The following is a 22,331-nucleotide window of genomic DNA, read 5'->3' on the forward strand; positions in this document are numbered from 1 at the left end:
ATGAGCCTCTACAGCATGCAGAAGTTCCTCTACGCGCTGAACCGCGAGCCGGAGGTGCAGCGCCGCTACCGCGAAGGCGGTGCGGAGCGCGACGCATTGCTTGCCGGCTACGACCTGGTGGACGAAGAGCGCGACGCCATCCGCGACGGCGACATCGGCAAGCTCTATGTGCTCGGCTGCAACGGGCAGTTGCTGATGCACTTCGCGCCGCTGCTCGGCATGCCGTGGGCCGACTACCTCGAGGCGATGCGCGAGGGCGTGCGCAAGTACGGGCCGGTGCGCGCCGGCATCTATGCGATGACGACGTCAACCGAGGACAAGGTGGCGGGGGTATGAACGGAGGATCGTCATGAGCCTGGTCTTCGCAGGCGTCTGCAGCCACGCCCCCGGCATCACGGGCCGCGCGCACCTGGCCGACCCCGCCGTCAAGGATGAATTCCATGCGCAGTTCCATCGCTTCGGCGAGGCAATGCGCGCGACCCGGCCCGACGCGGTCATCGTGATCGCCGCCGAGCACTTCGCCAACTTCTTCATGAACAACATGCCGGCTTATGCGATCGGCATGGCGGACCGCTATGAAGGGCCGATCGAGGACCCGGCATGGCTCGGCATCGCGAAGACTTCGGTGCCCGGCAATGCGGCGCTGTCGCAACGCCTGATCCGCGAAGTCATGCAGACGGTCGACGTGGCCTATGCCGAGGAGTGGAAGTTCGACCACGGCATCATGGTGCCGCTGAACTTCCTCACGCCGCGGTACGACCTGCCGGTGATCCCGGTCAACATCAATTGCCAGGGTCCGCCGCTCACGCCGCTGCATCGCGCATGGGCCTTCGGCGAAGCATTGCGCCGCGCCTGCGACAAGGCGCCGGAGCGCATCGCGCTGGTGGGCACGGGCGGCATTTCGCACTGGCCTGCGACGCCGGACTCGGGCAAGGTCAACGAGGCCTGGGACGCCGCCTTCATGCAGCGCTGGTGCGCCAACGACAAGGCTGGCATGCTCGACTACACCGATGAAGCCACCTACCGCGACGCGGGACAGGGCGGCTTCGAGATCCGCACCTTCATCACCGTGGCCGCCGCGGCGCGTGGCCGCGGCGAGATCCTGCACATGAAGGCCATTCCCATCTTCGCGGTGAGCTGCACCGCCGCCACCATGAGCGTCCTCTAGCCATGCCCCACCTCGTCATCCTCTACACCCCCAACATCGAGGCGCAGACCGACATGAGCGCGCTGTGCCGGTCGATGGCCGACACCATGCTCGCGCAGCGCGACGACGACGGCAAGCAGGTCTATCCGACCGGCGGCACGCGCGTGCTGGCCTTTCCGGCGGCGCACTATGCAGTGGCAGACGGCCATGGCGACTACGCCTTCGTCTATCTCAACGTCCGCATGGCGGCCGGCCGTCCCGATGCCGTCAAGAAGCGCATCGGCGACGCCCTGCTGGCCTGCGCGAAGCAGCACTTCGATCCGTTGATCGCGCAGCGCCCGATCGGCATCACGCTACAGATCGACGAGGCGCCGGGACAGGTCTACGACGGCAAGCTCGGCAACCTGCATCCCCTGTTCAACAAATAGCGCCCATGCTCTCCACTGAAGTCATCCAGCAACTCGCAGGCGAACTGCACCGGAGCGAGCAATCGCGCATGCAGGTCGAGCATTTCTCGAAGCGCTATCCGCAGATGACCATCGAGGACGGCTATGCGATCTCGCGCGCCTGGGTGAAGACCAAGCTGGCCGAGGGCCGCGTCGTCAAGGGCCACAAGATCGGCCTCACCTCGCGCGCGATGCAGCAGGCCAGCCAGATCAGCGAGCCCGACTACGGCACGCTGCTCGACGACATGTTCTTCGAGCAGGGCGGCGACATCCCGTTCACGCGCTTCATCGCGCCGCGCATCGAGGTGGAACTGGCCTTCGTGCTGGGCAGGAAGCTCGAAGGCCCGAAGGTCACGATCTTCGACGTGCTCGCGGCCACAGACTATGTGGTGCCGGCCATCGAGATCATCGACGCGCGCATCGAGCAGTTCGACCGCAACACGAAGCAGATGCGCAAGGTGTTCGACACCATCGCCGACAACGCGGCCAATGCCGGCATCGTCATGGGCGGCCGGCCGGTGAAGCCCGATGCGGTGGACCTGCGCTGGGTCAGCGCGCTGCTGTTCAAGAACGGCGTGATCGAGGAGTCGGGCGTGGCCGCGGCGGTACTCAACCATCCGGCCACGGGCGTCGCCTGGCTCGCCAACAAGCTGGCGCCCTGGGGCGAATGTCTGGAGGCCGGCGAGGTGGTGCTGGGCGGCTCCTTCACGCGACCCACCACCGGCGCGCCGGGCGACACCTTCCATGCCGACTATGGCCCGCTGGGCTCCATCTCCTTCCGATTCGGCTGACACTCATCGACTCGTCCCCCATCCGCGGCAACCGCGAACCACGACCGGAACTCTCTTCATGCAAACACCCGTCAACCCCTTCAAGCAAGCCCTGATCGAAAAGCGCCCGCAGATCGGCTTCTGGCTCGGCTTCGGCGATGCCTACAGCGCGGAGATCTGCGCGGGCGCCGGCTTCGACTGGTTGCTCATCGATGGCGAGCATTCGCCCAATGGCCTGCAATCGATCCTGCAGCAGGCGCAGGCGATTGCCGCCTACCCCGGCGCGAATGCGATCGCGCGCGTGCCGGTGGGCCACGGCGACGTCGGCACGACGTATATCAAGCAATACCTCGACCTCGGCCTGCAGACGCTGTTGGTGCCGATGGTCGACACGCCCGCGCAAGCCGCGGCCATCGTGCGTGCGATGCGCTATCCGCCGCACGGCATCCGCGGCATGGGCGGCGCGCGCGCTTCCCGCTGGGGCCGCTACGAGAACTACCCCAAGGAAGCCAACGACAACGTCTGCCTGCTGGTGCAGGCCGAGACCCGCGAGGCGCTCGACAACCTCGACGAGATCGCCGCCATCGAAGGCGTGGACGGCATCTTCATCGGCCCAGCCGATCTGTCGGCCTCGCTCGGGCATCTGGGCAATCAGGGCCATCCGGAGGTGCAGGCGGCGATCGAGGACGCCATCGCGCGCATCCTGCGCGCCGGCAAGGCGCCGGGCATCCTGACGCCGGACGAGACGCTCTCGCGCCGCTACCTGGAATTGGGCGCGATTTTCGTGGCGGTGGGCCTGGACACCAACTTGCTGGTGCGGCACACCAGCGCGCTGGCGGCGCGCTTCAAGGACAACGTGGCGGCGGTGAAGCCCGGCAGCGCCTACTGACTTACGCCCAATTCAAGGTATGGCAAATTCATCGTACGTTGGCGCAGGCGCGCACATGAAGTCACTGGACGTGAGGTAAACGCGAGGACCCAAGACCGGCTGTCGCTGGAACAATCCCGACCGCACTCAACCCTGGAGACACACATCTCATGACAATCACCCGTCGCCACATCCTGCAATCCACCGGCGCCGCCGCGCTGCTCGCCAGCATCGGCCAGCAGGCTTTTGCGCAAGCGCAGATCGAGACCGCGCGCCTCATCACCGGCTTCGCGGCTGGCGGCACCTCCGACACGCTCTGCCGGCGCGTCGCCACCAAGCTCGGCCCGCCGTATGCCACCACCTGCGTGGTCGAGAACCGCACCGGCGCGGGCGGCCAGATCGCCGTCACCTACGTCAAGAGCCAGCCGGCCGATGGCGCCACCATCCTGCAGACGCCGACCTCGATCCTCACGATCTACCCGCACATCTACAAGAAGCTGCCGTACGACCCGCTCGTCGACCTCACGCCGGTGACCATCGCCTGCATCTTCGACTTCGGCTTTGCCGTGGGGCCGGCCGTGCCGCTCGACGTGAAGACGGTGCCGCAGTTCCTGGTCTGGGCCAAGGCCAACCCGGCCGGCGCCAACTTCGGCTCGCCGGCCGCCGGCTCGACGCCGCACTTCATCGGCGCGCTGCTCGGCAAGAGCGCGGGCGTCGAGTTGAAGCACGCGGCCTATCGCGGCACGCAGCCGGCCATGCTCGATCTGCTGGGTGGCAACATCTCGGCCGTGTCCGGCCCGATCGGCGACATCACGCAGCACCTGCCCACCGGCAAGGTGCGCATCCTCGGCGTCTCGGGCGAGAAGCGCAGCCGCTTCGCACCCGACGTGCCGACCTTCGGCGAGCAGGGCATCAAGGACATGGCGCACAGCGAGTGGTTCGCCTTCCTGCTGCCGGCCAAGGCCTCGCCCGAAGTGGTCGCGCGCCTGAACGCGGCCATGAAGACCGCGCTCACGTCGAAGGAAGTGATCGACGGGCTCGGCACCTTCGGGCTGGAGGCGATGACTTCCACGCCGGCCGAACTCACCGAGTTGATCAGGAAGGACACCGCCAAGTGGGCGCCGATCGTGAAGCAGGTCGGCTTCACCGCGGAGGCATAGAGCTCTCCCCCAGGTTGCTCGCACTTCGTGCGAGCGTCCACCCCCTCACCGGGGGCGACACCAGGGCCCGGCAAAGCCGGTCCCGCGGTGTCCCTGGAACGAGAGGCGGCGCAAGGTGCGCAAGGAACATTGAAAGTGAAAGGAAGATCCAGATGAACACCCGCCTCGACACCCCCGACGCCACGTTGATGCATCCGGACGAGCGCGCCGCGCGCCTGCAACTGGCGGCCTGCTACCGCGTCTTCGCGATGCTGGGCTGGACCGAGATGATCTACAACCACATCACGGTGCGGCTGCCCGACAGCGTGACCGGCGGTGACAAGCAGTTCCTCATCAACCCCTTCGGCCTGCACTACACCGAGGTCACGGCCAGCAACCTGCTGAAGATCGACCTGGAGGGCAAGGTGCTCGACGGCGGCGCGTATCCCGTCAACCCGGCCGGCTTCACCGTGCACGCCGCGATCCACGACAACATCCCCGACGCGCACTGCGTGATGCACATGCACACGACGGCCGGCGTCGCGGTGGCCTGCCTTCAAGGCGGCCTGCAGCAGACCAACTTCTACACCGCGCAGCTGCACGGCATGGTGGCGTACCACGACTTCGAGGGCATCACGATCCATGCCGACGAAGGGCCGCGCCTCCTGAAGAGCATCGGCGGCAAGCCCGCCGTGATCCTGCGCAACCATGGCTTGCTGGCCTGGGGCCAGACGCTGCCGCAGACCTTCGCCATCCTCTGGACGCTGCAGCGCGCCTGCGAGATCCAGCTGGCGACCTTCTCGATGGGCGCGGCCATCCCGATCAGCGAAGATGTCGCGCAACGCTGCACGCGCGATGCGCTGCAGTTCAATCCGAACCACGGCGCCGGACGCGATGTGTTCGATGCGCTGGTGCGGCAGGTCGATCGCATCGACGACAGCTACAAGAATTGAAATGAAGATCTGCATCTACGGTGCCGGCGCCATCGGCGGCTGGATCGGCGTGGCGCTGTCGCAGGCCGGCGAGCGCATCAACGTGGTGGCGCGCGGCGCGACGCTGGAGGCGTTGCAGCGCGACGGCCTCTGCCTCATGCGCGGCGATGTGCGTACGCGCGTGCCCGTGAATGCCGTAGCCGATCCGGCCGAGCTTGGCGAGCAGGACCTCCTCGTCGTGGCCGTGAAGGCGCCCTCCCTGGCCGGCGTGGCGGCGCAGATCGCGCCGCTGCTGGGGCCCGACACGCTCGTGCTGGTCGCGATGAACGGCGTGCCATGGTGGTTCCTGCAAGGCGGCTTCGGCGGCGAGGTCGCGGGCCGGCGGCTCGCGGCGGTGGACCCCGATGGCGCGATCGCCGCAGCCATCCCCGATCGGCACGTGATCGGCGGCGTGGTGCATTGCAGTTGCTCGCTCGATGCGCCGGGCGTGGTGCGCCACCACTTCGGCAACGGGCTCATCATCGGCGAGCCTTCCGGCGAGGCCACGCCGCGGGTGCGGGCGCTGCTGGACTTGCTCATGCGCGCCGACATCGATGCCAAGCTCTCCGCGCAGATCCAGAAGGACGTGTGGTTCAAGCTGTGGGGCAACATGACGGTGAACCCGATCAGCGCCCTCACCCGTGCCACCACCGACCTGATCCTCGGCGACGAACTGGTGCTCGGCTTCATCTCGACCGTGATGCTGGAGGCCAAGGAGATCGGCGCGCGCATCGGCATCCCGATCGCGGACACCCCCGAGGATCGCCATGCCGTGACGCGGCGGCTCGGCGCCTTCAAGACCTCGATGCTGCAGGACGTGGAAGCCGGCCGCGCGGTCGAGCTCGACGCGCTGGTGAGCGCGGTGCGCGAACTGGGCCAGATGACGCGTGTGCCGACGCCATTCACCGATGCGCTGCTCGGCCTGTCGCGCTTGCAGGCGCGTCAACTCGGCTTGTATTGAGATCGACTTGAGAGCCGAGGCGCCTGTCAGCGCCCGAGAATCATCCGCACGGCCTGCGGCAAGGTCGCCGCAGCGGGCAGGAACACATCGATCGCCGCGCCCAGCACCACCGCGCAGATCACCGCACCGAGCAGCGGCTTCCACGTGAGCTTCACCGCGGCCGACAGCCAGCCGGCGCGCGCCAGCCGCACTGTGGCGCGCGCGGCAACGTAGGAGAAGGCGATTTCGAGCGTGACGGCCAGCAGCACGTCGGAACCGAAGAACAGCATCACGAGCCAGCCAGCGCCCAGCACGACGGCGATGCCGATCAGGAAGATCGCGATGACCGGCACCACGATGAGCTCGCCGTCGGCCGCGCTCGCAAGGTCGAGCGAGCCGCCCGGCAGGTCGCCGAGCCCGGTGCCGTCGGCGCGCGCCAGCGCGGCATAGCCGGTGTCTGTGTCGAGCCCGCCCCCGGCATCCGGCAGGTCGAAGTCCGCGTCCCTGCGACCCTCCACCAGGCGCTGCGCCCACCAGCGCAGGATCAGCAGGTAGGCGATGTAGCCGACGCCCAGCGTGAACACATAGCGCACCGCCAGCGAGTGCGTGCCCAGGCGCCGCACCATTTCCGCGACACCCCACATCAGCAGCAGCGTGACGATGCCGATCAGGATGCCGTAGGCGCGCAGGCTGTGGCGACGCCGCAGGTCGCGTTCGTACACGCTCTCCCACAACCGGACGGAGCGCCAGTTGGAGAGGACTTTCATGCGCTGGCGAACACGTGGACCGTCATGCGACGATCGTAGGCACCCGCAAGGCCAGGGCGCACATGAGTTCGTAACCGACCGTACCCGCGGCACGCGCCACTTCATCGATCGGCAACACGGCGCCGTTGACGGCCGAGCGCCCCCACAGCACCACCTCGCTGCCGAAGCCCGCATCCGGCACCGGCGTCAGGTCGACCGTGATCATGTCCATGCTCACCCGCCCGACCATGCGCGTGCGCACGCCGTTGACCAGCACCGGCGCGCCGGTGTCCGCGTGGCGCGGATAGCCGTCCGCGTAGCCGACCGCGGCGATGCCGATGCGCATCGGTTGCTCCGCCGCAAAGCGGGAGCCGTAGCCCACCAGCGCGCCCGGCGCCAGGTCCTGGATGCCGATGAGCCGCGTGGCCAGCGTCATCGTCGGTTGCAATTGCCAGTGCGCCGCATCGTGCGCGGGAAAGTCGGGTGCGCTGCCGTACAGCAGGATGCCGGGGCGCACCCAGTCGGCGCGCGTGGCTTCCGAGTGTCTCAACAATGCGGCACTGTTGGCGATGGAGCGCTCGCCGGGCAGGTCTTCGGTCGCGCGGCGGAATGCGGCGACCTGCGCCTCGATGCCGCGCGGACCGTCGGCGTCGCTGAAATGCGTGACCAGCGAAATCTCGTCGACCTGCGGCAACGCGTTCAGGCGCGTCCATGCGGCGCGGTAGCGCTCGGGCGTGAAGCCCAGCCGGTTCATGCCGGAATTCATCTTGAGGAACACGCGCTGCGGCTGCTGCGTCTTGTGCGCGGCGAGCATGTCGATCTGCTCGTCGCAATGCACGGTGTGCCAGAGGTCCAGGCGCGAGCACAGTTCGAGGTCGCGCGCATCGAAGACGCCTTCCAGCAACAGCACCGGCCCGCGCCAGCCGAGTGCGCGCACGCGTTCGGCCTCGGCCAGGTCGAGCAGTGCAAAACCGTCGGCGCCGCGCAGGCCTTCAAAGGCCCGCTCGATGCCGTGGCCATAGGCGTTGGCCTTGACGACCGCCCACACGCGCGCGTCGAGCGCGGCGCGGCGGGCGCGGTCCAGGTTGTGGCGCAGTGCGTCGGTGTGGATGGTGGCGAGGATGGGGCGCGGCATCGGCAGGGCGTGGATGTGAGGTGGAGGATGAGGTGGGGACAGGCGCGCAAAACGACACGATCGGGGCGCGGGTGAACCCGTAGCAACAGCCCGATTCTGGCATTGGACCCCCATGCTATAACCGCCTGTCCGCCCGAGCGGCGGCGACTATTTCCACTATTGCCAGCGGCCTTTTTCCCCACTGGCCAGCATGCTCATCGATGAAGCGCGGTTTTTACACCATCATGTCGGCCCAGTTCTTTTCGTCTGTGGCCGACAACGCGCTTTTCGTCGCCGCCATCGAACTGATGAGAAGCACGGGCGCGGCCGAATGGCAACGCGCCGCGCTGGTGCCGATCTTCGCCATCTTCTACGTGGTGCTGGCGCCGCTGCTGGGCGCATTCTCCGACGCCTTGCCCAAGGGCAAGGTGATGTTCATCAGCAACGGCATCAAGGTGGCCGGGTGCGTGATGATGCTGTTCGGCTCGCATCCCTTGCTGTCCTACGCCATCGTCGGGCTGGGTGCGGCGGCCTACTCGCCTGCCAAGTACGGCATCCTCACGGAGCTGCTGCCGTCCTCACAACTGGTCAAGGCGAACGGCTGGATCGAAGGCCTCACCATCGCGTCGATCATCCTGGGCATCCTGGTGGGCGGGCAGCTCGTGGGGCACACGGTGTCGCACTTCCTGCTGCGCTTCGACGTGCCGTTCATCGACACCGGCATCGATACACCGCCCGAAGCCGCCATCAGCGTGCTGATCTTCGTGTACCTGATCGCCGCCTGGTTCAACACGCGCATACCGCACACCGGCGTCGAGATGCGGCCGCTGCGCTCCAATCCGCGCAAGAGTTTCATGGCCAACATGGTGGCGCTGCTGCCTGACTTCTGGCACTGCAATTCGCGCCTGTGGCGCGACCGGCTCGGGCAGATCTCGCTGGCCACGACCACGCTGTTCTGGGGCGCCAGCGGCAGCCTCAAGTACATCGTGCTGGCATGGGGCACGCTGGCTCTCGGCTACAGCACGGCGCAGGCCACCGCGCTCACCGGCGTGGTGGTCGTAGGCACCGCCGTCGGCGCGGTGGTGGCGTCGATGCGCATGAAGCTCGACATGGCCACGCGCGTTATACCGATGGGCATCGGCATGGGGCTGCTGCTGATCTCGCTGATCTTCATTCACAACCTCTGGGTGGCGATTCCGTTCCTGGTGTTGCTGGGCGGCCTCGGCGGCTTCATGGTGGTGCCGATGAATGCGCTGCTGCAACACCGCGGCCACAACCTGATGGGTGCGGGCCGCTCCATCGCCGTGCAGAACTTCAACGAGCAGGCCTGCATCCTGGTGCTGGGCGTGTTCTACAGCGCCTGCACCGGCGCGGGCCTGTCGGTGTACATGGCCATCGCGGCATTCGGCGGCCTGGTCGGCGGCGTCATGTGGATCATCCAGCTCTGGTACAGCTACAACTGCAAGAAGTACCCCGAGGAAATCGAGCATCTGCTGCAGATCGCACGCAGCGACAAGCACCACTGAACGGGCTTCGCATTGCTCGCCCTGAGACGCGCATCGCCACCGCACTGACATGTCTGGCCGCCCGGACTAGGATGCTCGCCTTTACCCACAGCAAGGAATGGCGATGGCAAGCATCTACGACTTCAACGCGACCAGCATCGACGGCAAGCCCATGGCACTCAAGAAATTCAAGGGCAAGGTCCTGTTGATCGTGAACACCGCGAGCAAGTGCGGCTTCACGCCGCAGTTCGAAGGCCTGGAAAAGCTGCATGAGAAGTACGCCGCCGAGGGCCTCACGGTGCTGGGCTTTCCGTCCAACCAGTTCGGCGCGCAAGACCCGGGCACCAACGAGGAGATCGGCGCGTTCTGCACCAAGAACTACGGCGTGAGCTTTCCGATGATGGAGAAGATCGACGTCAACGGCAGCAACGCCGCGCCGCTCTATCAATACCTCACCAAGGAAAAGCCGGGGCTGCTCGGCATGACCGCCATCAAGTGGAACTTCACCAAGTTCCTGGTGGGGCGCGACGGCACGGTGCTCAAGCGCTACGCACCGCTGGACACGCCGGCGTCGATGACGCGCGATATCGAGAAAGCGCTGAAGGCAGCGTGATCCGCATCTTTCGAATCGCAACCGAGGAGCAACCTGCATGACGACATCACCTGTGCGGCCCGACGCGGTGCGCACGCCCGACGAGCGCTTCGGCGACCTGCCCGGCTACCCGTGGGCGCCGAACTACATCGCGGACCTGCCCTCGCTCGCGGGCTTGCGGATGCACTACCTCGATGAAGGTCCGCGAGATGCCGCGTCCACCTGGTTGTGCCTGCACGGCAACCCGACCTGGAGCTATCTGTACCGCAAGATGATTCCGATCTTCCTGCAGGCCGGGCACCGCGTGGTGGCGCCCGACCTGATCGGGTTCGGTCGCAGCGACAAGCCGACGGACGAAAGCGCGCACAGCTTCACCTGGCATCGGCAGGTGCTGCTCGAATTCGTCGAGCGGTTGGACTTGCGCGACGTGGTGCTGGTGGTGCAGGACTGGGGCGGGCTGCTGGGCCTGACGCTGCCGATGGCCGCGCCGCAGCGTTACCGCGACCTGCTCGTCATGAACACCGCATTCGGCACCGGCGATGCGCCGCTCGGTGCGGGCTTCCTGGCATGGCGCGAGATGTGCGCGAAGAATCCCGGGTTCGACGTGGGCCGGCTCTTCGCGCGCGGCAATCCGCAGATGAGCCCCGGCGAATGCGCCGCCTACAACGCGCCGTTTCCGGACGCTGCGCACCGTGCGGCGCTGCGTGCCTTTCCGCCGATGGTGCCGGAGTTCCCGGACGCGAACGGCGCGGCCGAATCACGCGCGGCGCGCGAGTTCTTCAGCCAGCAGTGGCGAGGTCGGACGGTGATGGCGGTCGGTGCGCAAGACCCGGTCATGGGAGTGCCGGCCATGCGCAGCCTGCAGAAGCTGATCCGGAATTGCCCGGACCCGCTGGTGCTGGAGCAGGCTGGCCACTTCGTGCAGGAAATGGGAGAACCCGCCGCGCTGGCCGCGGTGCAGGCGTTCCGTTGAAGTTGTAGCAGTCGCGCTAGAAGCGGAAGTCCACCGTCTTCGGCGCACTCGCGATCGTCACGGGCATGTTCTTGGTGACGCCGCCGCTGGTGGCCTGCACCGTGTAGGCGCCGGTGGGCAGGTCGACCAGGCACAGCGGGCCGCGCGCACGAAACACGTAGGCAGGGGCTGCCGTTGTCGCGTCCTGGATGGTCACGTCCACGTCCGCGAGGAAGGCGCCATCGGGTCTCGCGAACATCAGCGAGAGCGGATGGTCCTTCATCTGCGAGCGCATCGCCGCCGACTCGTCCGAGCCGATGCCGCCGCAGATGTGGGTAGGCCCATCGGGCTGCGCCCAGACGCCGGTGGCCGCAGTGGCGATTGCGCAGGCGGCGACACCGCGGCGCAGGAAGCTGGAGGAAGCAAGGGAAACCATCTGGAACTCCTTCCTGAAGATCAGGTTGGAGCCATGGTGGGGCGCGTCGGGCCTGCAGCGGGTCGGACCTGTCCTGCAATGCACGTGCGATCAGGCCGATGTCAGGGCAGGCGCAAGCGCCGCGTCGAGCAACTCGACCCAGTGCCGCACTGGCGTCTCGCTGCCGCTTTGCAGGTGCGTGATGCAGCCGATGTTGGCCGAGACGATGGTGGTCGGCTGCAGCTGGTTCAGGTGCCCCAGCTTGCGGTCGCGCAGCGGGTACGCCAGTTCGGGTTGCAGCACCGAGTAGGTGCCGGCCGATCCGCAGCACAGGTGCGACTCGTTGCGAGCGACCTGGATGTCGAAGCCTAGCGCGCGCAGGTTCAGCTCGACGCCGCCACGCAGCTTCTGGCCGTGTTGCAGCGTGCAGGGCGGGTGATAGGCGACCACGCCGGCAGGTGCCTTCACACGCGGCTTGAGCGCCTTCACCAGGTCCGGCAGCAGCTCGCTCAAGTCGCGGGTCAACGCGCTGATGCGTGCGGCCTTGGCGGCATAGGCCGCGTCGTCCTTCAGCATGTGGCCGTATTCGCGCACCGTCACGCCGCAGCCCGATGCGTTCATCACGATGGCCTCCACCGCGCCGCTTTCCACCTGCGGCCACCAGGCGTCGATGTTGGCGCGCATCTGCGCCTTGCCGCCTTCATGGTCGTTGAGGTGGAACTTGACCGCGCCGCAGCAGCCCGCCTCCCTGGCGATGACGGTCTCGATGCCGGCCGCATCCAGCACGCGCGCGGTGGCGCTGTTGATGTTCGGCATCATGGACGGCTGCACGCAACCGGCGAGCATCAGCACCTTGCGTGCATGCTGGCGCGTGGGCCAGGCGCCGGCGTCCTGTTTCGCCGGCACCTTGGCCTTGAGCTTCGCGGGCAGCAGCGCGCGCACGCTCTGGCCGAGCTTCATCGCGGGGCCGAACAGCGGCGAAGGCAAGCCCTCCTTCAACAGCCAGCGCGCGGCCGACTCCATCGGCGCACGCGGCACTTTTTCATCGACGATCTTGCGGCCGATGTCGACCAGGTTCCCGTACTGCACGCCGCTGGGGCAGGTGCTTTCGCAGTTGCGGCAGGTGAGGCAGCGGTCCAGGTGCATCTGCGTGCTGCGCGTGGGCGGCTTGCCTTCGAGCACCTGCTTGATGAGGTAGATGCGTCCGCGCGGGCCGTCGAGTTCGTCGCCGAGCAGCTGGTACGTGGGGCAGGTGGCGGTGCAGAAGCCGCAATGCACGCACTTGCGCAGGATGGCCTCGGCCTCGCGGCCATCGGGCGTGTTCTGGAATTCGGGGGCGAGTTCTGTTTGCATGGCAGATCAGGTTGCGTTACCGAGGTGGCCGCGGTTGAAGACGCGATGCGGGTCGAACTCGTGCATCAGGTTGCGCTGCACGCGCGCGAGGGCGGGCGACAACGCATCGAATCGGGCAGGCGCGGCCTGCTGAGCGGCGCTGCCCGGCTTGAACAGCGTGGCGTGGCCGCCCGCGGCCTTTGCCACGGAACGGATCGCGGCGCCCTGTCCCGGCGCAGCACGGTACCAGCGCTGGGCGCCGTGCCATTCGATCAAGGGTGGCTCGCCGTCGATGGCCAGCACCGGCGCGGTCTGCGGCACCGAGACGCGCCACAGGTCGTGCGTCGCGGTAGGGTCCTCGAACCACGGCAGGCACTGGTCGCGGCAGGCATCCCAATCGGCGGCGACCTGTGCGTTGTCCAGCCGCTCGCCGCCGAGGTGCTGGCATGCGGCTTCGACAGCGGCCACCGCGCCGCGCAGGCGCAGGTACAGGACTGCGTGGCCCGCATCCTCCACCCAGCAACTGGCGTTGAGCGGCAGCGGTTGACCGCCCCAGGCATTCAGCAGGCGCAGTGCATCGGCCTGGCTGCAGTCGAAGCGCAAGGTGGCTTCCGCCGGTGACGCCGGCAGCACCTTGAGGCTGACTTCGGTGATCACGCCGAGCGTGCCCAGCGAACCCGCGAGCACGCGCGAGACGTCGTAGCCCGCCACGTTCTTCATGACCGTGCCGCCGAAGCGCAGCAACTCGGCCTTGCCGTTGAGCAACTCCGCGCCGAGCACATGGTCGCGCACCGAGCCGACGCTGGCGCGCGCAGGCCCGCTCAGGCCCGCGGCCACCATGCCGCCGACCGTGCCGCCGGGCGCGAAGCGCGGCGGCTCGAAAGCGAGGCACTGGCCTTCGGCGGCGAGCAGCGCCTCCAGCTCGGCCAGCGGCGTGCCGGTGCGCACGGTGACGACCAGTTCGCTCGGCTCGTAGTTCACGATGCCCGCGAGCGGCGCGGTGTCGAGCGTGTCGCCGGTGATCGGCTCGCCGTAGAAGGCCTTGGTGTCGCCGCCGCGGATGCGCAGCGGCGTCGCGGTCGCGGCCGCGGCGCGAACGCATTCGACCATCGATTGCAATGCGGTGTCCATGGTGCTCATCAGAAACGCGGGAGGTCGGCGAAGGGCATCTGTGCGCCGGCGCGGAAGACCTGCTTGCCGTACTCGGCGCAACGCTGCAAGGTCGGGATCACCTTGCCGGGATTCAGGTTGCCGCCCGGGTCGAAGGCGCGCTTCACGCCGAACATCTGCTCGTTCTCCGCCGCGGTGAACTGCACGCACATGCTGTTGAGCTTTTCCACGCCCACGCCATGCTCGCCCGACACCGTGCCGCCCATCGCGACGCTGGTCTCCAGGATGTCGGCGCCGAACAGTTCGCAGCGGTGCAGCTCGTCCGGGTCGTTCGCATCGAACAGTACCAGCGGGTGCAGGTTGCCGTCGCCCGCATGGAAGACGTTGCAGCAGCGCAGCTTGTATTTCTTCTCCATCTCCTGGATCGCCAGCAGGATGTCGGCGAGGCGCTTGCGCGGGATGGTCGAATCCAGGCACATGTAGTCGGGGCTGATGCGGCCGGAGGCGGGGAAGGCGTTCTTGCGGCCGCTCCAGAACCTGAGCCGTTCGTCCTCGCTGGTGCTGACCGCGATGGCGGTGGCGCCGCAACGGCGCAGCACCTCGCTCATGCGGCCGATCTCTTCCTCGACTTCTTCCGGCGTGCCGTCGGATTCGCACAGCAGGATCGCGGCGGCCGTGAGGTCGTAGCCTGCGCGCACGAAGTCCTCGACGGCGGCGGTCATGGGCTTGTCCATCATCTCCAGGCCGGCCGGGATGATGCCGGCCGCGATCACCGCCGCGACCGCGTCACCGGCCTTCCGCACGTCGTCGAAGCTGGCCATGATGCAGCGCGCGAGTTGCGGCTTGGGCACCAGCTTGACCAGCACCTCGGTGGTCACGGCCAGCATGCCTTCGCTGCCGACGACCAGCGCGAGCAGGTCCAGGCCCGCGGCATCGAGCGCCGCGCCGCCGAACTCGACAGGCTCGCCATCGGCCATGAAGCCACGCACGCGCAGCACGTTGTGCAGGGTGAGGCCGTACTTGAGGCAATGCACGCCGCCCGAGTTCTCGGCCACGTTGCCGCCGATGGTGCAGGCGATCTGGCTCGACGGATCGGGTGCGTAGTAGAGGCCGTAGGGCGCGGCGGCCTCGCTGATCGCGAGGTTGCGCACGCCGCACTGCACGCTGGCGGTGCGCGCGACCGGATCGATCTCCAGGATGTTGTTGAACTTGGCGAGCGACAGGGTCACGCCCGCGGTGTGCGGCATGGCGCCGCCGGAGAGGCCGGTGCCGGCGCCGCGTGCGACCACTGGCACAACGAGCCGGTGGCAGGTCTTGAGCACGGCCTGCACCTGGGCGGCCGTCTCGGGCAGCGCGACGACCAACGGACGGGCGCGATAGGCGGTCAGCCCGTCGCATTCATAAGGCGTGGTGTCCTCGGCCTGCCAGATGAGCGCATGTGCAGGCAGGTCCGCCTGCAACGCGCGCACCACCTGCGACTGGCGTTCGGACTTCGACATCTCGGCGTGCTGCGTGGGCGTGACAGGAGCGTTCATGGCGTGATTCTCAACGAACGACCATCAAGGTGAACGGCCAGACATAGGCCTGCATGGTCACGTAAAGGCCCACCAGCGACGCCAGCGCGATCGAGTGGAAGAACACGTAGCGCAGGATGTCGCCTTCATGGTCGAACCAGCGCGTGGCGGTGGAGGCGACCACGATCGACTGCGCATCGATAGGCGAACACCGCGACCGCCAGCGCGGCCAGCAGGCCGAGCCCCGCGGCGATGTGCGCCTTGATGTGGAAGAAGCCGAGGCACGCCAGCATCACCACCACCGGGATTGCGGCCAGCGCGGTGGAAATGATCATGTTGCCGAACGGGTCGTAGATCTGCTGCCAGGTCATGCGTTGTGTCTCCGGATGTTGTGTCCGTGACTCTAGGCACTTGCGCGCCGCGCGGGTTGAGCGATTTTTGCGTTGCCCTTGAGGAAATTTTGCGGCCCTGAAGACCGCAGGCCCGCGATCGGTGACCACGGCCGAAAGACTCACACCTTCAGCGCAGCCCCTATCCAGTCCACGAACGCCGCGCATTGCCACCGCTCCAGCGCGCCCGGCTGCCAGCAGATGTAGTGCTTGTGCGGCGACAGCACCGACCGGTCCGACAGCGCAACGAGCCGCCCCGATTCGAGCCAGGCCGCGCCCAGCTTCAGCCGTACCAGCGCCACGCCGAAGCCGCTGGCCGCCGCGTCATAGACCAGCCCGAGGTCGTTGAACTGCGAGCCGACTTGCGGCTCCGGCTGGACCAGGCCGCAACTCGCGAACCAGGTGCTCCAGGGCTCCAACGGGCTGCGGATCAGGCGCGCGCTGGCGATCTCGGCCTCGGTGCGGAACCCGTCGAACGGGCCGAACTCGTTGAGGTAGCTGTGGCTGCAGGCCGGCACCACCGGCTCCTCGATCAGCAGGCGGTGTTCACAGTCGGCATACGCGCCGGGGCCGTAGCGCACCTCGAGTTCGGCCTGTTCGCCGGTCACGTCGAGCAGCGGGATCGACACCTGCAGCACCAGGTCGATGTCGGGGTACAGATTTCGGAACGCTTCCAGCCGCGGCATCAGGAACTGACGGCTGAAGGTCGGCGTGACCGCCACGCGCAGGCGCGTCGCGCGCTGCGTGGACTTGCTGCCGCCCGGCACGGCCTGCAATGCGGCCAGCCCGGTGCGCACGTTGGCCAGGTAGGCCGCGCCGTCGGCCGTGAGGCTGAAGTCGCTGCGTCCGAACAGCTTGAGGCCCACATGGGATTCCAGCTGGCGGATGCGGTGACTGACCGCGCTGGCGGTCACGCAGAGTTCATCGGCCGCACGGCCCGCATGCCGCAGCCGCGCCACGGCCTCGAAGGTCAGCAGGCACTGGATCGGCGGGATGTGCTGGAGGGACATGCCATCATTCGTCGAAGAAATTGACCGGCAGGCCTGTGGCTTCGACACGCTGCATGACGACGCAGCCCGAAGCGGGCAGGCGCTCCAGCTCGGCGGCCGGCCGCCCCTTGCGCGCACTCGTGACGAACAGCGTGCGCAGGTCGTCGCCGCCGAAACACGGCATGGTCGGGCATTGCACCGGCAGCGCGATGGCTTCACGCTGCGCGCCGTCGGGCGCCAGGCGCAACAGTTGCGCGCCTTCGAACATGGCCGACCAGTAGTCGCCGGCCGAATCCACTGTCGCGCCGTCAGGCCGGCCCTGGTACGGCACGCCGCTCTCAGCGCTCCAGCCGTCGGGCTTCGCGGCGAACTGGTGGAACACGCGCTCGCGCGAGAGCGTGTTGCTGTCGCCGGCCCAGTCCCAGGCACGCACCACGTGCGCGGCGGTGTCGGACCAGTACAGCGTGCCGGCGTCAGGCGAAAAACCAAGGCCGTTGGCGGTGGTGGCGTCATTGGCCATCTTCGACACGACTGGCGTGCGCCCGCCGCGTGCGTCCAGGCAGTAGAGCGTGGCGTTGCGCTGCGTCTTGGGCTCGTTCAGCGTGCCGGCCCAGAAGCGGCCGAGCGGGTCGCACTTGCCGTCGTTGAAGCGCATGGTCGCGGTGTCGTAGTCGGCGGCCGCCATCAACTGGAGCGCGCCGCCCCATTCCCGGGCACGGTAGATGCCGCTGCGCAAGGCCATGACGAGGCCGCCGCGGCGGGCCGGCGCGATGCAGCCGGGCTCCTCGGCCAGCGCCCAGCGCTCGACGCCCACATCCGGCCCGATCGCGCCGCGCGTGCGCAGGATGCACCGGCCGGGAATGTCGATCCAGTAGAGGGACTGTTCCTGGGGATGCCAGAAAGGCGATTCGCCAAGTTCGCAAAGGGTGCCGGGGAGGGTCTGCCACATGATGCAGGCATTGTGGGGGCAAGCGCGGCGCATGCCTCTCCCCTACAGAGCCCTTGCGCACGCGGACCCGACGCCTATGATGCGGCTGCCAAAACCTGACTGGAAGCTGACCATGAAAACTCCCCCGTCGAACACCTCGCTGTCGCGCCGCAGTGCGCTGCAACTGTGCTTGGGGGGCGCCGCCAGCGCCCTTCCGGGCTTTGCCTCCGCCCAGGGCGCCTGGCCGAACAAGGCGGTGACGCTGGTGGTGGGTTATCCGCCCGGCGGGCAGACCGACTTCGCCGGCCGCGTGCTCACGGCGGGCATGCAGACCAGCCTGGGCCAGGGCGTCGTGATCGACAACAAGCCCGGCGTCAACGGCAACATCGCGACCGACTACGTCGCCAAGTCGCCGCCGGACGGCTACAGGCTGCTCGTGGGCAACGGCAGCAACATGGTGCTGAACCCGCACACCTACCGCAACACGCCGGTGGCTGACCCGCTCAAGATGACGCCCATCGGCCTGCTGCTGACCTCGTCGCTGATGCTGGTGGTGCCGGCCAGCCTGCCGGTGAAGAACGTCGAGGAATTCATCGCCTGGATCAAGGTGGAGGACAAGGCCGGCAAGACCGTCGACTACGCCTCGGGCGGCCCGGGCAGCCTGGTGCAGACCGCGATGGAACTGTTCCGCGAGCGCATCGGCAAGCCGAAGATGAGCCATGTGCCGTACAAGGGCAGCAGCCCTGCCATGATCGACCTGATCGCCGGCCGCATCCCGTGCATGTTCGACGCCTCGTCGGTGGTCGCGCCCATGCTCAAGTCCGGGCAGCTCAAGGCGCTGATGTCCACCGGCGCCAAGCGCGTACCGGCCTTTCCCAACGTGCCGACCGCGAAGGAAAGCGGCATCAAGGACTTCGAGATCATCTCCTTCATCGGCCTCTACGGCCCGGGCGGCCTGCCGGCGGACATCGTGAAGAAGACCAACGACGCGATGAACAACGCCTTCAAGGACCCCAAGGTCCAGCAGACCATCGCCGACCGCGGCGATGAGGCCGGCGGCGGCACGCCCGAGCACCTGGCCAAGCTCACGAAGGACTACTACAAGCTGCTTGGCGACGTGGTCAAGAACAACGACATTCGCGCCGAGTAGCGCGCATTCGTCGACCCGCAAGAGCAGCCGGCGCTGGCGGTCGCCCCAAGCGCCCCAGGCGCATCGGGGGTGGGCTCATGTCATGAGCAGCTCCGGCAGCCGCGCGGCCGCCTGCTTCGTCGCCGTGCGATAGCGGCGCAGCAGCGCCTGCCGGTTCGCATCGCTTTCATCGATGCCGCGCACCATGTTGCCGAGCGTGTTGAGCCGCGCGCGGCCCAGCCACTCAGAAACGGCCGGATGCCTGGCCCAGCGCTGCCCGTTCGCCAGACCGATGGCCAGCATGCGGAGCCAGTCGGCCGGCACGCTGGGCGGCGGGATGCTGGCGCAAAGAGCGTTCTTCTCCGTGTCGTCGATGTCCAGGCTTTCCACGAACCCGATCAGCGCCGAACTGAAGGCCGGCAGGCAGGTGCGCACGATCAGCAGGTTGACCGTGTCGCCGTCGAACACGCGCGTGACTCGCGGCGCGGGTATGCCGTTGGCGGTGCAATCGATGTAGAGCCAGTCCGATGCGGCCGGCACGGCGCCGTGCACTAGCACGATCCGCGTCGGCTCGATGGACCGGACGTGTCCGAGGCGCACGATGTGCTCGATACGCCTCACCTCCCGCATCTCGGCGGCCGCGACGGTGGCGCAGCGGTACATCGTCGGCTCGATGGCCGGCGACAGGCGCAACACCTGATTCGCCGCCTCGAGTCGAAGGAACAGGTCGGAAATCGAGGTGGCATCGGCGACCGCCTCCATCTGCCGGGCCAAGCCGAGAAAGGTTGGGTCGAAGCTGTCCATGCCGGGCTGCACCGCGGCGCGATCCAGGAACCACGCGTCGCGCGGCACGATCCAGCGAATCGCGCCGGGCGCCACGCCGCTCTGCAGCAGCCACTGGCAGGTGTCGATGCCGGTCTTGCCCGAGCCGACCACCACGTAGGCCGGGTGCGGCCGGCCGATCTTCGGCAGTTCGTTCGGCGGCACGCAGCGCACGCCCGGCGCGACCGGATAAGGCGGTGGGCGGGTGGAAGGCACTTCGGTGCGCGCGTGGGTCGCATCCACGATCTTGCGGCGCACCGTCACCTCTTGCCTCGCGCCCGTCAGCAGCGAGCTGAAGCCGGAACGCCCGCCGCCTGCATCGACCTCGCACATCGGGAAGTAGCGCACCCGCCCCGAGGGCAGGAAGCGCTGGTTCATCAACTGGTCGAAGTAATCCACCACCTCGGCGCCGGAAGCCAGTTCCGACAGCCCCTGGTTGAGCCCCACCAGGTCCTTTCCGCCCCTGCCCAGTTCGCGCGAGTTGACGCCGTAGAAAGCGGACGGTGAATGCAGCCGCACGAACGGATATGCATCATTCCAGTGCCCGCCCGGCCCGTGGTGCCGGTCCACCATGACGATGTCGGCACCGGTCTCGTCGAGCAGCGTGTCGACGAAGGACATGGCATTGGCGCCGGCGCCAATCACCAGGTAGTCGGTTTCCAGCACGGCAGCATCCATGCGCGCACTCTATGCCCCGCCCGCCCCAGTGCCTATGAACCAGTTCACTCCCCTCCAAAAGCAAGAGCCACCCGAAGGTGGCTCGATGCTCGTTCGTGAAACACCGCGGATCCGGCTTTGCCGGGCCGCTGGTGTTGCCCCCGGTGGGGGGTGGGCGGCCTACACGAAGTGAGGCCAACCTGGGGCGGAGCAACATCCTTGCGGAACCGGCTTTGCCGGGCCGCTGGTATCGCCCCCAGCAGGGGGGAGGTGGCGCGGCACGCGCCACTTCGGGGGGTTACCGGTTATATGCCGTTTCGCCGTGCGACGAGATGTCCAGGCCTTCGCGCTCTTCTTCTTCCGTCACGCGCAGGCCGATCGTCAGGTCGGCGATCTTGTAGGCGATGAACGAGACCACGCCCGACCACACGATCGTCAGCACCACGGCCTTGAGCTGGGTCCACACTTGCGGGCCGATCTCGGTGGTGGCCACGGTGGCCGTGACCCAGTCGCTCACGGCGCCGGGGCCGCCCAAGGCCTGGGTGTTGAACACGCCGGTCAGCAGCGCGCCGACGATACCGCCGACACCGTGCACGCCGAACACGTCCAGCGAGTCGTCCGCCTTCAGGATCTTCTTCAGGCCATGCACGCCCCAGAGGCAGGCGAAGCCGGCGACGAAGCCGATCACGATCGCGCCCATCAGGCCGACGTTGCCGGCGGCCGGGGTGATGGCCACCAGGCCGGCGACTGCACCAGAAGCGGCGCCCAACATCGAGGCCTTGCCCTTCATCAGTGCTTCGCCAATGGACCATGCGAGCACGGCCGCGGCGGTCGCCGAGAAGGTGTTCATGAAGGCGAGCACGGCGCTGGTGCCGGCTTCGAGGGCCGAACCTGCGTTGAAGCCGAACCAGCCCACCCACAGCAGCGAGGCACCGACCATGGTCAGCGTCAGCGAGTGCGGCGTGAAGGCTTCCTTGCCGTAGCCGACGCGCTTGCCGATCAGGAACGCACCGACCAGGCCGGCGACGGCCGCGTTGATGTGCACCACGGTGCCGCCTGCGAAGTCCAGCGCGCCCCATTGCCAGATCAGGCCGGCCTTGGCGTTCACCGCATCGACCACTTCCTTGCCGGTGTAGGCGTCCGGGCCCATCCAGAACCAGACCATGTGCGCGATCGGCGCATAGCTGAAGGTGAACCACAGGACCATGAATAGCAGCACGGCCGAGAACTTGGCGCGCTCCGCGAAGGCACCGACGATCAGCGTGCAGGTGATGCCGGCGAACGTAGCCTGAAAGGCGGCGAACAGCAGCTCGGGGATGTAGACGCCCTTGCTGAAGGTTGCGCCCGGCGCGAACACGCCGGTGGCCGGATCGAACATCCCCTTCATGAAGAGCCGGTCGAACCCGCCTATGAAGGCATTGCCTTCCGTGAAGGCAAGGCTGTAGCCGTAGATCATCCAGATCACCACGATCATCGAGAACGTGACCATGACCTGCATCAGGATCGACAGCATGTTCTTGCTGCGGACCAGGCCGCCATAGAACAGCGCCAGGCCAGGCACGGTCATCATGATCACCAGCAGCGTGGAGACCATCATCCAGGCGGTGTCGCCCTTGTTGAAGCTCGGTGCTGCGGCGGGGGCCGCGGCGGCGTCAGCGGCAGGTGCGGCCGCGGCGGGGGCTGCGGCAGCCGGAGCTGCAGCGGCAGGCGCCGCGGGCGTGGCTGCGGGGGCAGCGGCCGCGGCGGGCGCCTTGGCTTCGGCGGCTGGCGCCGGCGACTGCGCGAAGCCCGAGACGCTGGCCGTCAACAGGCCCACGCCCAGCGCGAGGGAGAGGAGGAACTTTTTCATTGGGGTG

At 67.7% G+C, this 22,331-nt stretch carries 22 protein-coding genes and 2 pseudogenes; 12 read left to right on the top strand and 12 right to left on the bottom strand.

Annotated features, from left to right (window positions below; translation table 11 throughout):
* From HB681_RS09175 to HB681_RS09210, 8 genes are all read left to right on the top strand, one after another.
* Positions 1 to 336, top strand: a complete 336-nt coding sequence (locus HB681_RS09175) for an aromatic ring-opening dioxygenase subunit LigA (protein ID WP_213954492.1) — start codon at positions 1 to 3, stop codon at positions 334 to 336.
* A gap of 13 nt (positions 337 to 349) precedes the next feature.
* The gene (locus HB681_RS09180; protein WP_213954493.1) at positions 350 to 1,168 is read left to right on the top strand and encodes an extradiol ring-cleavage dioxygenase; all 819 of its coding nucleotides are present in this window, start codon (positions 350 to 352) and stop codon (positions 1,166 to 1,168) included.
* 2 nt (positions 1,169 to 1,170) lie between these two features.
* Positions 1,171 to 1,575, top strand: a complete 405-nt coding sequence (locus HB681_RS09185) for a 5-carboxymethyl-2-hydroxymuconate Delta-isomerase (protein ID WP_213954494.1) — start codon at positions 1,171 to 1,173, stop codon at positions 1,573 to 1,575.
* Positions 1,576 to 1,580: 5 nt separating this feature from the next.
* Complete coding sequence (gene hpaH, locus HB681_RS09190; RefSeq protein WP_213954495.1) at positions 1,581 to 2,384, top strand: 2-oxo-hept-4-ene-1,7-dioate hydratase; 804 nt, start codon at positions 1,581 to 1,583, stop codon at positions 2,382 to 2,384.
* Positions 2,385 to 2,442: 58 nt separating this feature from the next.
* Entirely contained in the window at positions 2,443 to 3,252 is an 810-nt protein-coding gene (locus HB681_RS09195) for an HpcH/HpaI aldolase/citrate lyase family protein (protein ID WP_213954496.1), read from the top strand.
* A 149-nt stretch (positions 3,253 to 3,401) separates the two neighbouring features.
* The gene (locus HB681_RS09200) at positions 3,402 to 4,391 is read left to right on the top strand and encodes a Bug family tripartite tricarboxylate transporter substrate binding protein (RefSeq protein WP_213954497.1); all 990 of its coding nucleotides are present in this window, start codon (positions 3,402 to 3,404) and stop codon (positions 4,389 to 4,391) included.
* 152 nt (positions 4,392 to 4,543) lie between these two features.
* The gene (locus HB681_RS09205) at positions 4,544 to 5,323 is read left to right on the top strand and encodes a class II aldolase/adducin family protein (protein WP_213954498.1); all 780 of its coding nucleotides are present in this window, start codon (positions 4,544 to 4,546) and stop codon (positions 5,321 to 5,323) included.
* A gap of 1 nt (position 5,324) precedes the next feature.
* The gene (locus HB681_RS09210) at positions 5,325 to 6,302 is read left to right on the top strand and encodes a 2-dehydropantoate 2-reductase (RefSeq protein WP_213954499.1); all 978 of its coding nucleotides are present in this window, start codon (positions 5,325 to 5,327) and stop codon (positions 6,300 to 6,302) included.
* Between the two features lie 26 nt (positions 6,303 to 6,328).
* Here the strand turns inward: HB681_RS09210 and HB681_RS09215 are convergent, their stop codons facing one another.
* Together HB681_RS09215 and alr are read right to left on the bottom strand one after the other, a co-directional pair.
* Positions 6,329 to 7,048 (bottom strand): hypothetical protein, encoded by a 720-nt coding sequence (locus HB681_RS09215; RefSeq protein WP_213954500.1) that lies wholly within the window; start codon positions 7,046 to 7,048, stop codon positions 6,329 to 6,331.
* A 22-nt stretch (positions 7,049 to 7,070) separates the two neighbouring features.
* On the bottom strand, positions 7,071 to 8,162 hold the full coding sequence (gene alr / locus HB681_RS09220) for an alanine racemase (RefSeq protein WP_213954501.1): 1,092 nt from the start codon (positions 8,160 to 8,162) through the stop codon (positions 7,071 to 7,073).
* Between the two features lie 200 nt (positions 8,163 to 8,362).
* On the opposite strand from alr, the gene lplT reads away from it, so the two are divergent.
* The 3 genes and pseudogenes from lplT to HB681_RS09235 form a co-directional block, all read left to right on the top strand.
* Positions 8,363 to 9,667, top strand: coding sequence for a lysophospholipid transporter LplT (lplT, locus tag HB681_RS09225; RefSeq protein WP_213954502.1), 1,305 nt, complete (start codon positions 8,363 to 8,365; stop codon positions 9,665 to 9,667).
* A gap of 103 nt (positions 9,668 to 9,770) precedes the next feature.
* Entirely contained in the window at positions 9,771 to 10,259 is a 489-nt protein-coding gene (locus HB681_RS09230; protein ID WP_213954503.1) for a glutathione peroxidase, read from the top strand.
* A gap of 49 nt (positions 10,260 to 10,308) precedes the next feature.
* Positions 10,309 to 11,211 (top strand): annotated as a pseudogene (locus HB681_RS09235) (haloalkane dehalogenase); the annotation flags it as partial.
* 16 nt (positions 11,212 to 11,227) lie between these two features.
* On the opposite strand, the gene HB681_RS09240 reads toward HB681_RS09235, so the two are convergent.
* From HB681_RS09240 to HB681_RS09275, 8 genes and pseudogenes are all read right to left on the bottom strand, one after another.
* On the bottom strand, positions 11,228 to 11,626 hold the full coding sequence (locus tag HB681_RS09240) for a carboxypeptidase regulatory-like domain-containing protein (protein ID WP_213954505.1): 399 nt from the start codon (positions 11,624 to 11,626) through the stop codon (positions 11,228 to 11,230).
* 90 nt (positions 11,627 to 11,716) lie between these two features.
* Complete coding sequence (gene glcF, locus HB681_RS09245) at positions 11,717 to 12,958, bottom strand: glycolate oxidase subunit GlcF (RefSeq protein ID WP_213954506.1); 1,242 nt, start codon at positions 12,956 to 12,958, stop codon at positions 11,717 to 11,719.
* A 6-nt stretch (positions 12,959 to 12,964) separates the two neighbouring features.
* Positions 12,965 to 14,068 (bottom strand): glycolate oxidase subunit GlcE, encoded by a 1,104-nt coding sequence (gene glcE / locus HB681_RS09250; RefSeq protein WP_213954660.1) that lies wholly within the window; start codon positions 14,066 to 14,068, stop codon positions 12,965 to 12,967.
* Between the two features lie 8 nt (positions 14,069 to 14,076).
* Positions 14,077 to 15,582 (bottom strand): FAD-linked oxidase C-terminal domain-containing protein, encoded by a 1,506-nt coding sequence (locus HB681_RS09255; RefSeq protein WP_213954507.1) that lies wholly within the window; start codon positions 15,580 to 15,582, stop codon positions 14,077 to 14,079.
* Between the two features lie 10 nt (positions 15,583 to 15,592).
* A pseudogene (locus HB681_RS09260) lies at positions 15,593 to 15,763 on the bottom strand (L-lactate permease); the annotation flags it as partial.
* Entirely contained in the window at positions 15,708 to 15,932 is a 225-nt protein-coding gene (locus HB681_RS09265; RefSeq protein WP_256354202.1) for a hypothetical protein, read from the bottom strand. The pseudogene HB681_RS09260 and the gene HB681_RS09265, both read right to left, overlap by 56 nt.
* 140 nt (positions 15,933 to 16,072) lie before the next feature.
* Positions 16,073 to 16,960, bottom strand: coding sequence for a LysR substrate-binding domain-containing protein (locus HB681_RS09270; protein ID WP_213954508.1), 888 nt, complete (start codon positions 16,958 to 16,960; stop codon positions 16,073 to 16,075).
* Positions 16,961 to 16,964: 4 nt separating this feature from the next.
* On the bottom strand, positions 16,965 to 17,888 hold the full coding sequence (locus tag HB681_RS09275; RefSeq protein WP_213954509.1) for an SMP-30/gluconolactonase/LRE family protein: 924 nt from the start codon (positions 17,886 to 17,888) through the stop codon (positions 16,965 to 16,967).
* 112 nt (positions 17,889 to 18,000) lie between these two features.
* Between HB681_RS09275 and HB681_RS09280 the strand changes: the two genes are divergently transcribed.
* A complete protein-coding gene (locus HB681_RS09280) occupies positions 18,001 to 19,017 on the top strand; it encodes a tripartite tricarboxylate transporter substrate binding protein (RefSeq protein ID WP_213954510.1) in 1,017 nt (338 codons plus the stop codon).
* A gap of 75 nt (positions 19,018 to 19,092) precedes the next feature.
* Here HB681_RS09280 and HB681_RS09285 read toward each other — a convergent pair whose 3' ends face one another.
* On the bottom strand, positions 19,093 to 20,496 hold the full coding sequence (locus HB681_RS09285; protein WP_213954511.1) for an FAD/NAD(P)-binding protein: 1,404 nt from the start codon (positions 20,494 to 20,496) through the stop codon (positions 19,093 to 19,095).
* 277 nt (positions 20,497 to 20,773) lie between these two features.
* Positions 20,774 to 22,324: an ammonium transporter gene (amt, locus tag HB681_RS09290; protein WP_256734868.1), complete on the bottom strand. Its 1,551-nt coding sequence runs from the start codon at positions 22,322 to 22,324 to the stop codon at positions 20,774 to 20,776.
* Positions 22,325 to 22,331: the final 7 nt, after the last annotated feature.

The organism is Variovorax sp. dw_954, assembly GCF_018449755.1.
Taxonomy (GTDB): Bacteria; Pseudomonadota; Gammaproteobacteria; order Burkholderiales; family Burkholderiaceae_C; genus Variovorax.